Below are 9,154 nucleotides of genomic sequence, written 5' to 3'. Positions count from 1 at the left end.
CTTCCATTCCTGCTGCCTGTTAATCCTTTTTTGATAGGGGAGAGTGAAAAACTACGCAACACAAGCAATAAACGTTGCCAACATTGGCCCAACAAGCCCATATTCTTGTGATAGTAATGGTGAAGAGTACACTTTACATCTATTCCAGAATCTAGTTTTTCTAATTCCAATACGTAATAACCCATGTAGGGTTTCGCTTCTGGGTTGATTTCTAAACTACTGTTACACGATCCACAGGTCTGTGGGTAATGAGGTAGTGTTTGATTTGGAACCAAGGGGGTTGTTCGCCACATCCCTTTAGCCCCTACCTAGGCTGTAAACTTTGTACTCTTTTGCCCATAAGGGTTCATGCAGAAAGTGTGTTGACTATTTTTGTGGAAAAACGGCTGTTCCAGCCGTTTTTCCACAAACAAAAAAGAACACGAATAATTTTCCGCAAAATCGCCTAAAAACCAACAAAGTCAACAGCCTAGCCCCTACCTGCTTTCCCGGCAATCTCTTCCCAAATCCATTGGTTTTTGGTTTTTCATTTTCTTCTGAAACTTCCCTATCTTCTTGCTTTGATTGGGTTTCGGACGTTTCACTTCTTGCTTGTTGTTTTTCTTCTAACTGCCCTTTATATGAGCTTCTGAATTGGTCTGATGATGGTGGTAGGGAACTATTGCTTGAGTTTTGTTCTAATTTTTCTATTTGTTCGACTGCTAGAGCATGAAGATTTCCCGCAACTTCTACCAATTTCTCTTTGTCTAGAGATTGGAAGTAGTCCCGATTCATTTGTGCGAGGTCTTCTTTGCTCAGTCGATTCATTCGTCTTTGGGCGTTGTTGCACAATTATTTTTTACATTACCACACAATAGTTACCCCTACTTTTACCTACATTGCAAACTCTGGCAGATGGGGGGAGAGTGAAAAACTACATCGAAATCAAGTTAAACAAACTGGGTTATTCTTTGCGTCCCACTCTCGATAACTACAGTTGTCATGAAATCGCTTCGGTTCTGAATTTGAGTTTAGACAGTGTTTATCAATGGGTAAACAAAGGATGGCTTAGAGCTAAAAAGCGTTCTCCGAAAATATATCAAATCCGTAGATGGCATCTCAAACAATTTCTCTCCAACCCCCCACATCATTTGAAAAAGCGTATTGCCTCTATTGACCCTCAAGCCATTAACTACTTGTTGGGAAGACATGCCTCATGATTGACCAAATCACTATTCTTGAAACTTGCTGGTACATCTCCCAATTCGCAATTCGCAATTCGCAATTCGCAATTTTAAGAAAGGAGTAAGAGGCATGAATCAAAATATCAGTGTTGCTAATAGAACAAAAGCCTTGGCTATCAGAATAGTTAAAGTTTGTACTTTTTTAGATGAAAAGCCTGGAGTTTGTCGAACATTATCAAAGCAATTACTAAGAAGTGGAACCTCTATCAAATTCGCAATTGTAAATTCGCAATTGTAATTTTACATAACTTATGTTACCAAATAAACCAATTGTTTAATTACATGCTTGTAATTGCGAACTGCGAACTGCGAATTGCGAATTGTTCTGAATACTGGTTAGAAATATTAATAGAATCAGATTTGATTGAGAAAAACAAGTTTGAGTCTCTGCTTCAAGAAACTAGAGAAGTAGGAAAAATTCTAGTTGCATCTACTCGAAAAGTCAAGGAGAAAATCAAGCAATGAAATTAATTGCGAATTGCGAATTGCGAATTGCAAAAGCGAATAGTTTTAGGAATTGAGCAACTTGATGATTGTTGGTGTTACATGATTGAATCCACATCGCCTGTATTAAACACGTTTAGGACTTACGCATTGACAGAAAATTGATACTATGCAGTCAAGCCTAACTTCTGTGTTAAGTGTTCTAAAATAAAGTCACGAGCTACTTGAAGAGATAAATTTCTTTGGACTTCATACCAGTTTTCAATTAAATCTTCAGAGCGCATTAATTCTAATTGGGTAAAAGCTCGTATTGCACTAAAAAAGTGAGTTCTAATTGCTTGAGATGTCCTCACCCTTACGGGTTCGCCAGTTGCTTCAAGTCGGCAGAGCCGCCCAACGCACTGGCTCACCATAAATTGACTAATACCACAGACTTGCTTGATAGCTCTGTGGTAACACTCAATACCCCAATGTATTGAATGCAATTCCTTAAATTCGGTTCGAGAAATTGAAGAGAGTGCATCTTTTTCAGGAGTGTACATAATGTAATATCTAGAAGTTTCGTTTTTGAAATTTCTGCGAAATACTTTCACCTGACCAAAATTTTTCAGATACACTATTAAGCCCGATTCAGGAATTTCTAAATTTTGAACCTGGGTAAAAGTTTTTCCGTCAACCGAACATGAGCGATTTTTAGCTATACCAGTTAAAAACCCTAATTGCTTGTTTTTCAGTAACTTCAGGTTTTCTTGGCTAGAATACCAACTATCTGTGGTCACGGTTTGAGGTTTTAAACCCCAATTCAAAACCTCAATTATCATTTCTCTTAAATAATCATTTTTTGTTTTTCCATCCTGCTTGTTATAAATCCGATAATTTACTGGCACTGACTTAAAAGACACATCCGTGTAATACAACGTTATTAATTGAATTCCTTTGACGGCACGGTGATGTCTGCCTGAATAATAAAAACCAATCAATTCTGTTATTTTTGGATCACTATGAGGTTTATCAACTACCGTATCGTCACCACTTAAAGTACCTCCAACTAAATTGATATTAGGCTTGATTTCTTCAAATAAGTCCTTGGGTTCGTATCTCTCGCGTAGCAAAAACCGATTGACGCTATCATGAGACAAATTCTCCATTATCTTAGCTAGACGAGTGCAACCTAGATATTTTGATTCTGCTAGTAAGTACAGAGTATAAATGTCAAGGTCACACTTGGCAGTTGATGGTTTAGTAATTGCTCTGATTGTCCGAACCCTAAACACAGACAGCTAAATTATCTGTTTTTTATGTCTCTAACAACTAGCGAACGCTAGTATTTTTCGATATTTTCTTTGGGCACTTTTCGTTCCGCTTGTCAATGCGTAAGTTCTAACGTTAACAATCAGGACAAATAACTTTACTTATGCTGCTCAATCAGATTTGGTGCGAGTCAAAGTTTGAATGTTTTTCAATTCATTTTCAGTCATTCTAAGGAGTCAAAATTATGGGAGAAGCAAAACGTCGGCGCTTATTAGATCCGAATTACGGTCAAGCTAAGATGCCATCTGACCTCGAAGGAATTCAATCCGATTTGTTCAGTCAACAGAATGATTTAGTGATGAATGGCACTAAGAAAAGCCCTAAGCTATGTAGAATAAGGGTTATAGCTTTTAATACCATTGAGCATTAACTTAGATACGTCAGGCGATCGCAGTTGGCTTTAGTTTCGGGTTCTACGAAAAGGAGTATCAACAAGGAGTATTAAATTAGATGCGTCGTACTATTCCCCTAAACCGTCCATATCCAAGTCGGTGTGCGATAGGTCACGCCGTCGTCCCTAAATGGCGAAATATGCAGGTCATCAGCTTCATTTATCCGCTTTTAATCTTCTGCTGTGAATTGTTTATCTTCTGAACTCATTTTTCACCTTTTTTCCATCTTTTTGAATATTTCAGTCATTGTCTTTGCATCTATCGTTTCCATATCAACCAGCTTCAGCGATTTGACCATTTTCAGCGTCGTGGTTTTATAGTGTTGGAAATGCGGGGTTTTGAGATGTGACTCGTATGCTTCGCGGCTGGCGTAGATTTCTAGAATCCGAACCTCAGTCAGATTTTCTTTTTGATACATCGGGAAAATCGAAATAACGCCTGGTTCCAATCTGACTGACGCTTCAGATTCTTCTTTGAGAATAGCTTTGTACTCATTGAGATAATTGGAATCTATTTCAATTTCCGAGATACGCACCATTATCTGTTTTTGCTGGGCGGAAGCCGCGCTGCAACTGACAAGCATAATTATCAGGGTTAAAGAAATAACTATTTTTTGAAGACAGACGATAACTTTATCCATATTCTTTGGTTGACGACAATGAAGTCTAAAAATAACGGCAAGCTTTTAACAAAACAGATTACTTGTTGTGCGCTGCCGATCGCCAATGAAGCTTGCCATTATTTTTCTTCCCTTGTCTCAGATATTAAAATTACTTTCGGTAAACAGTTAGCTGAATGAGTGCTACTGCTTTTTTTGTCTGGCAGCAATAACTTTCGCCAAGGATTTTCTGGCTGTTTCAGCCTGCTGTCGGCTGATGTTTTTTTCAATCAAACCAAAAGCCTCTCTTAATCCGCTTTCCGTCAGCCCGGTATTCATTCCCATTGACAAATGAGATTCTAATTGCGATTCGACACCCAACATTGCGGCAAGTGCCGAAATAGTGGCTAGTTCACGCTGCTGATAGTTCAAAATATCGCTGTCGAAAATATCGGCGAACAAATGCTCTTTCAAAAAGCGGTCAATCGTCGGACTAAATTCACCGAAACCTTTAGCAGGTTTTGATTGGGGCTGTCCAGTGAGCGTTTCCAATGTCTTTCTGCCTCGCTCGTATTTGTTGCCAGTATCATTAATTAGTGTCGCTGTTTTTCCCAGTGTATCAGCAATGCCTTTATTTTTTCTTTCTTCCAACACTGTCATAAAAGCATTGATACCGTTTAAACTGCGTGGAAAACCGCAGTAGGCATACATTTGAACCAAAACTTCTTTGATTTCATTAACGGTCAGCCCGGCATCAAGTCCGTCATTTAAGACCTTTCTGGTCGATTCTACCAAGATTTAGTCACCAAGGTTGGTGAGGCTCACGGTACTGCTGATAGTGAGCCTGTTTGGAACCAGTATCAGGATTGCTGGCAAGTTGCCATTAGCTTTGCTGTGGGGTGTAAATCAGTTGCGTGTGATTGGTTGTTGGCGGCGTGATTCCAATGTGTCAGTCACCGATAATAGAGATATACAAACACAAACTCCTGACACACTACTACAACAAGTCTCCCAAATATTAGACTTGGCGGCTGACAGCAACCGAAAGCTCTGTGGCTGAAGTTGCACCTCTGGTCAGCGAGGGTGCTGTTCCGTTCTACCAAGAGCTAATTTCTCACGTCTTTGAGGCGATCGCTGTTATGGTAAAGCATTAATTGAGCAGTCGATTTAATTTTTTATTCTGTAATTGGAGAAATTATGAATTATATGAATCAAATTATCTTAGAACAGTTGCATTCTCAAGGAAAAACTGCTGGAGAACTTAAAGATGCCCTCGAATGTAGTTACAGTGTTCTTGACGCGGCTTTGCGTGAATTGATTGAGCAAGAAAAAATTGAACCAGCATGGAGCAATGATGATTTCCCTGTGAGAATTTATCAACTTAAACACAAACAAGGGTCTGCTCACTTTTGGAGAAATTAGCAAGCCACGACAATATCTAAAATCACAAGTTAATTCTCTGACATTGGTTCGCGGAAGATTTACGCGAACCAACTTCCCTTTTCCACATCCTGTGAAAAGTCAGATACCTTAATGTATGCGATCGCCATTAAGGATGAAAATTTATTTTCATCCTTACTTATAAATCAAGTTCTCTGAGACTGCTTTTTGCATCTTATTAACTCTCGTACTGCTAGTAGAGTACTAAAAGCTAGAGAACCGAATACTGTTACAGGTTCCGGAACTGTTTTACTTTTAAACACTTCATGTGTGCTGAAACTGATATTATTAAAGCTAGCATTTAGGCATACGTTCACATTAGAAGGTAAGCCATTAACTTTAACTGTTTGTCCTTGAGTTTCACTAGGTGCTGTATTAGTCACAACTTCTAAATGCAAAGGTACTTCATTACAGAACGACGACTCACTTAGGTTAATAGCGGCAACTAAATCCCAAACTGGAACAGGATTTTCTACTCCTCCAGCAACCACTTCCAATGAATAATCCATCAACTGTGATGCCAATATGCTTTCAGGTGTGCCAACTGCTTTCCAAGCATCTCGGTCTGCTGCCGTGAACGTAATTGGGTTTGTTGCATCAAGAGGTGTTAAGAAAATTGGCAACCCTGACGAAAATACTTCTTGTGCTGCAACTGGATCTGCCCAAATATTGAACTCTGCAACTTGATTCTGCGCCAGAATTGGATCGGTATGAAAATTTAAATTGCCCTCTACATTCACTGCACCACCCATAATTTCCACAGCCGCAATCTTATTTCCAATTGATGGTTCTTGGCGAAGTGCTTGTGCAATGTTGGTTAGTGAGCCAGTTGCCAAAATTGCCACAGGTTCTGATGACTGCCTAACAGTATCGATAATCAATTGAGCAGCATTTCGTTCATCGACAATACCTCTAGGTATTTCCGTTAAAGAAGGTACATATGGTGTGTAAAAACCATCTGCATCGGCTCGCCATACTTCGGGAAAAGCGTTACTTCCTGCTAGGGGTACTTCACTGCCAACTCCTACTGGTATTTCTGGAACATCCAGCCGATTGAGAGCTTTGAGCAATTTCTCACCAAATATTTGTGGGTGAGCCATACCATGAGAAATGGTGATTGCTTTGACTTGAAATTTGGGGTTTTGCAACATATAGGCTAAAGCAATCAAACCGTCCTGGCTACCGTCATCATCCACGATTAAAGGGATGGGTTGATTACTAGTCTTTAAGTCAGCACCAAGAACTGGTTGAGTGTGAATGAATTCAACTACTAGTGCTGTACCTAATACCAGCCCAGTAATAACTTTAGTAACAACAGCTTCTAAGGTTGAAATTTTCGGAATCATTATCTTTATAGAGGTAAAACTTGCTCTTGGTTGTTCGCCGATATATTACTGTATTGTCATTTCTTAAAGGTTAAGAAAACTGCATTTTTAATAAATTGGGATAGTCAAAGGCAAACAAACAATTTGGGTCAAAGCTTTTAGAAAAATTTAATATTTCTTAAATCTTCGTTGATTTAGAGTAAGGATTCAGGTCTAATAGTTAGGAAGTAGAGACGGGCGAGACTGATAATTAATAGAATCAGCCAGTAGAGCTTGTACAAAGAAATCAATCACAGACCGACCTTGACTGCGACACGGCAGTCGCTTCAAGTCGGCAGAGCCGCCCAACGCGCTGCCTCAACTCTGCACCACAGTCAACAAAATTGGCAGTGTGTTGAAACCGCTCCATCGAACGGGAACCACCACTCACCTTACGTTTTGTTACAGCCAACCGAAGCGAGCGTTCGGCCTGATTGTTATCATAAAAATGATAAAGACCACGATAAATCATCTCTAAAGAAATACTATCAAAAGGTAAAGATAATTCATCAGTAACAGCATCACCTAAATCTATCAACACAGCATAAAATAACCAAGTTCCCCAAATTTGTAACTGAATACCATTAAGAGAACCAGTCCATAAATAACTTAAACATAAAAGTCGTTTGGTTTTATGGTCTGATATGGGTACGGGTAAGACTGAATTGATGAGATGGTGGCGTGACCAAAATCCAGATGTCAGATTTCTGAACAACGGGCATCGTGTCAACTTGCTGAAAAATCTTAGCGATCGCTTGAAAACTGCCATGTATTCAAACCTGGGATATGTAGGTTTAGCTCAAGCGCAAGCTCTATCTATTACAATATTATTTGTCTAATTTGTCAATGCGTAAGTCCTACGATTGATTCGTGACACCCTTTTTTCTTGATGAAGGAAATCGAGGTACTAAACAGGAGATCGTAGTTCAATTATGTTTTTTCCTTTTAAGGGCAATTGCCAAAGCACTAGCAACTAAAGCACCAGAGATCGTAGTTGGCTCAGGTACCGCAGCAGATGTAAACGTTTCCGCAGTCGAAAACGCAAAGTTTGCATTTGATTGAGTTGAAAAACTTCTGGTTACACTGTAGTATTGACCTGCGGGATTTGCACCATCAGTGAACAAAAGTTGGCTGCCATTATTAAGCACTTGAATCTTCGAGAAGATGCTAGAACTGCTTCCTACAGGGTCAAACGCAAAGTTGGTGGGATCAGCAATCGTGTAAAGCACAGCAGTTCTATCAAATCCCGTATCATTCAGTCGAAAACCAGTAGCAGTAGTAGCAGGAACGCTTAGGTTTGCTGTTAAAGTACCTGGTAGACCACTACTACAATCAAAAATTCCTTTGCAGAGTGCGATCACAGCAGGGTTTGCAGCACTTGGTTCAATCGAAAAACTAACTAGAGTGACGGCTTGAGCAGGAGAGAGACTTGCGAAGCCTGCAACAGCAGAGATACTAGCCACCGCTAATAATTTTTTAGACATTAATGAGTGATTGCAAATGTTTTATTTCACGAAAGATTCTATTATGAACGAGCCGAAGAGCTTAAGTAGTTACGCAGTTAGTTAATCAAAACTTCATTAAATACTTATACTTCATAAAGCTTTTATTAGGCTGTCAGCAGAGGGAGCATCCCAGTTTTTATTTAGCGAGCAAAGATTAATCAATATTGAAATAACTACCAATGGCTTTGTTGATGAATACTTGCAATATCAACCATTGGAACAGCTGACTACTGAGGAACTACAGCAGTTGCTGGACGCAGAAGCAACCGTATATTGTCGGCGACGTTCTGCCTCTATCCGCTGCTGTTCAGTGGCTTCCCGTCGAGCAGCTTCCAATTCTTGCCGTCTGCGTTTCGCTTCTTGCCTACGTTGCTCCCGCAACCTGATTTGATTTACCTGATCTAAAGTTTGAATACCCCTTTGGATGTCACGAAAGATATCAGCTATCATGACAGGCTCGGTTTGACCAGATGAAGTTGGATTAGGTACTTGTTCAGCCACTTTGCTCATCGCAACACCTGGGTTAGCACTTAGAAAAGAGACGAGAGCGACAATGGATAAACCACGAACACATTTCATACAAAAATCCCCTAAACACGTTTACTTATAGTTGATATGCCACATGAGACAAATTGCCCTTTCAGCCCTTGCCTATTACTGAACACGCGCAGCCAGCTAAGTTTTTTCCCCGCGAAGGCGATCGCATAGTTCATCTCGTGATTCAGCAACGTCTGAAAAAGGTTATCGATTATTAGGTTGAGTTTTTATCTGGAAGACTCTATATTGATATTTACAGGACATGCACCCGCAGGATTGATACAAAAAGGCACCTGCCGCGAATGGCACTAAGAAAAGCCGAAACACTTGCGGTTTAAGC

General features: G+C 39.8%; 15 protein-coding genes and 4 pseudogenes. 9 read left to right on the top strand and 10 right to left on the bottom strand.

The features are described from left to right. Both AC5JMF_RS25620 and AC5JMF_RS25615 read right to left on the bottom strand, forming a co-directional pair. Positions 1 to 293 (bottom strand): annotated as a pseudogene (locus tag AC5JMF_RS25620) (hypothetical protein); the annotation flags it as partial. Between the two features lie 73 nt (positions 294 to 366). Continuing rightward, positions 367 to 807, bottom strand: coding sequence for a hypothetical protein (locus tag AC5JMF_RS25615; protein ID WP_495798519.1), 441 nt, complete (start codon positions 805 to 807; stop codon positions 367 to 369). A gap of 98 nt (positions 808 to 905) precedes the next feature. Between AC5JMF_RS25615 and AC5JMF_RS25610 the strand changes: the two genes are divergently transcribed. The 3 genes and pseudogenes from AC5JMF_RS25610 to AC5JMF_RS25600 all read left to right on the top strand — a co-directional run bounded on the left by AC5JMF_RS25610 (position 906) and on the right by AC5JMF_RS25600 (position 1,832). Then, positions 906 to 1,199, top strand: coding sequence for a helix-turn-helix domain-containing protein (locus AC5JMF_RS25610; protein WP_495798518.1), 294 nt, complete (start codon positions 906 to 908; stop codon positions 1,197 to 1,199). Between the two features lie 94 nt (positions 1,200 to 1,293). Beyond that, positions 1,294 to 1,688 (top strand): annotated as a pseudogene (locus tag AC5JMF_RS25605) (four helix bundle protein). A gap of 6 nt (positions 1,689 to 1,694) precedes the next feature. Further along, complete coding sequence (locus tag AC5JMF_RS25600; protein ID WP_495798517.1) at positions 1,695 to 1,832, top strand: DUF1392 family protein; 138 nt, start codon at positions 1,695 to 1,697, stop codon at positions 1,830 to 1,832. 2 nt (positions 1,833 to 1,834) lie between these two features. On the opposite strand, the gene AC5JMF_RS25595 is transcribed toward AC5JMF_RS25600, so the two are convergent. Beyond that, positions 1,835 to 2,923, bottom strand: a complete 1,089-nt coding sequence (locus AC5JMF_RS25595; protein WP_495798521.1) for an IS701 family transposase — start codon at positions 2,921 to 2,923, stop codon at positions 1,835 to 1,837. A gap of 239 nt (positions 2,924 to 3,162) precedes the next feature. Between AC5JMF_RS25595 and AC5JMF_RS25590 the strand changes: the two genes are divergently transcribed. Beyond that, positions 3,163 to 3,348: a hypothetical protein gene (locus AC5JMF_RS25590; RefSeq protein WP_495798516.1), complete on the top strand. Its 186-nt coding sequence runs from the start codon at positions 3,163 to 3,165 to the stop codon at positions 3,346 to 3,348. Positions 3,349 to 3,446: 98 nt separating this feature from the next. Here the strand turns inward: AC5JMF_RS25590 and AC5JMF_RS25585 are convergent, their stop codons facing one another. Together AC5JMF_RS25585 and AC5JMF_RS25580 are read right to left on the bottom strand one after the other, a co-directional pair. Next, the gene (locus AC5JMF_RS25585) at positions 3,447 to 3,533 is read right to left on the bottom strand and encodes a hypothetical protein (RefSeq protein ID WP_495798520.1); all 87 of its coding nucleotides are present in this window, start codon (positions 3,531 to 3,533) and stop codon (positions 3,447 to 3,449) included. Positions 3,534 to 3,581: 48 nt separating this feature from the next. After that, positions 3,582 to 4,010: a putative quinol monooxygenase gene (locus AC5JMF_RS25580; protein ID WP_495798515.1), complete on the bottom strand. Its 429-nt coding sequence runs from the start codon at positions 4,008 to 4,010 to the stop codon at positions 3,582 to 3,584. Positions 4,011 to 4,028: 18 nt separating this feature from the next. Here AC5JMF_RS25580 and AC5JMF_RS25575 point away from each other — a divergent pair, with 18 nt between their 5' ends. Further along, positions 4,029 to 4,169: a hypothetical protein gene (locus AC5JMF_RS25575; RefSeq protein ID WP_495798514.1), complete on the top strand. Its 141-nt coding sequence runs from the start codon at positions 4,029 to 4,031 to the stop codon at positions 4,167 to 4,169. A 3-nt stretch (positions 4,170 to 4,172) separates the two neighbouring features. Here the strand turns inward: AC5JMF_RS25575 and AC5JMF_RS25570 are convergent, their stop codons facing one another. Then, positions 4,173 to 4,763 carry a carboxymuconolactone decarboxylase family protein gene (locus AC5JMF_RS25570; RefSeq protein WP_495798513.1) on the bottom strand — a complete coding sequence of 197 codons (591 nt, stop codon included), beginning with the start codon at positions 4,761 to 4,763 and terminating at the stop codon, positions 4,173 to 4,175. 43 nt (positions 4,764 to 4,806) lie between these two features. Between AC5JMF_RS25570 and AC5JMF_RS25565 the strand changes: the two genes are divergently transcribed. Both AC5JMF_RS25565 and AC5JMF_RS25560 read left to right on the top strand, forming a co-directional pair. Continuing rightward, positions 4,807 to 5,028 carry a hypothetical protein gene (locus AC5JMF_RS25565; protein WP_495798512.1) on the top strand — a complete coding sequence of 74 codons (222 nt, stop codon included), beginning with the start codon at positions 4,807 to 4,809 and terminating at the stop codon, positions 5,026 to 5,028. A 137-nt stretch (positions 5,029 to 5,165) separates the two neighbouring features. Next, positions 5,166 to 5,390 (top strand): hypothetical protein, encoded by a 225-nt coding sequence (locus AC5JMF_RS25560; RefSeq protein ID WP_495798511.1) that lies wholly within the window; start codon positions 5,166 to 5,168, stop codon positions 5,388 to 5,390. Positions 5,391 to 5,554: 164 nt separating this feature from the next. Here the strand turns inward: AC5JMF_RS25560 and AC5JMF_RS25555 are convergent, their stop codons facing one another. Both AC5JMF_RS25555 and AC5JMF_RS25550 read right to left on the bottom strand, forming a co-directional pair. After that, the gene (locus AC5JMF_RS25555; protein ID WP_495798510.1) at positions 5,555 to 6,754 is read right to left on the bottom strand and encodes a nucleoside hydrolase; all 1,200 of its coding nucleotides are present in this window, start codon (positions 6,752 to 6,754) and stop codon (positions 5,555 to 5,557) included. A gap of 192 nt (positions 6,755 to 6,946) precedes the next feature. After that, positions 6,947 to 7,214 (bottom strand): annotated as a pseudogene (locus AC5JMF_RS25550) (hypothetical protein); the annotation flags it as partial. A 184-nt stretch (positions 7,215 to 7,398) separates the two neighbouring features. Between AC5JMF_RS25550 and AC5JMF_RS25545 the strand changes: the two are divergent. Continuing rightward, positions 7,399 to 7,599 (top strand): annotated as a pseudogene (locus AC5JMF_RS25545) (hypothetical protein); the annotation flags it as partial. 99 nt (positions 7,600 to 7,698) lie between these two features. Here AC5JMF_RS25545 and AC5JMF_RS25540 read toward each other — a convergent pair. Both AC5JMF_RS25540 and AC5JMF_RS25535 read right to left on the bottom strand, forming a co-directional pair. Continuing rightward, positions 7,699 to 8,256, bottom strand: a complete 558-nt coding sequence (locus AC5JMF_RS25540; RefSeq protein WP_495798509.1) for a PEP-CTERM sorting domain-containing protein — start codon at positions 8,254 to 8,256, stop codon at positions 7,699 to 7,701. Between the two features lie 228 nt (positions 8,257 to 8,484). Next, a complete protein-coding gene (locus tag AC5JMF_RS25535) occupies positions 8,485 to 8,856 on the bottom strand; it encodes a hypothetical protein (protein WP_495798508.1) in 372 nt (123 codons plus the stop codon). Positions 8,857 to 8,909: 53 nt separating this feature from the next. On the opposite strand from AC5JMF_RS25535, the gene AC5JMF_RS25530 reads away from it, so the two are divergent. Next, the gene (locus AC5JMF_RS25530; RefSeq protein ID WP_495798507.1) at positions 8,910 to 9,032 is read left to right on the top strand and encodes a hypothetical protein; all 123 of its coding nucleotides are present in this window, start codon (positions 8,910 to 8,912) and stop codon (positions 9,030 to 9,032) included. Positions 9,033 to 9,154: the final 122 nt, after the last annotated feature.

The sequence above is a fragment of the Desmonostoc vinosum genome, assembly GCF_059505385.1.
The sequence above is the reverse complement of the archived record's forward strand: the minus strand, read 5'-3'. Positions and strand labels throughout refer to the sequence as shown.

Bases quoted from the DNA above. Each gene is read 5' to 3' on its own strand.
- AC5JMF_RS25615 (WP_495798519.1), bottom strand. From the start codon at position 807: ATGAATCGACTGAGCAAAGAAGACCTCGCACAAATGAATCGGGACTAC.
- AC5JMF_RS25590 (WP_495798516.1), top strand. From the start codon at position 3,163: ATGGGAGAAGCAAAACGTCGGCGCTTATTAGATCCGAATTACGGTCAA.
- AC5JMF_RS25580 (WP_495798515.1), bottom strand. From the start codon at position 4,010: ATGGATAAAGTTATCGTCTGTCTTCAAAAAATAGTTATTTCTTTAACC.
- AC5JMF_RS25575 (WP_495798514.1), top strand. From the start codon at position 4,029: ATGAAGTCTAAAAATAACGGCAAGCTTTTAACAAAACAGATTACTTGT.
- AC5JMF_RS25560 (WP_495798511.1), top strand. From the start codon at position 5,166: ATGAATTATATGAATCAAATTATCTTAGAACAGTTGCATTCTCAAGGA.
- AC5JMF_RS25555 (WP_495798510.1), bottom strand. From the start codon at position 6,754: ATGATTCCGAAAATTTCAACCTTAGAAGCTGTTGTTACTAAAGTTATT.
- AC5JMF_RS25540 (WP_495798509.1), bottom strand. From the start codon at position 8,256: ATGTCTAAAAAATTATTAGCGGTGGCTAGTATCTCTGCTGTTGCAGGC.
- AC5JMF_RS25535 (WP_495798508.1), bottom strand. From the start codon at position 8,856: ATGAAATGTGTTCGTGGTTTATCCATTGTCGCTCTCGTCTCTTTTCTA.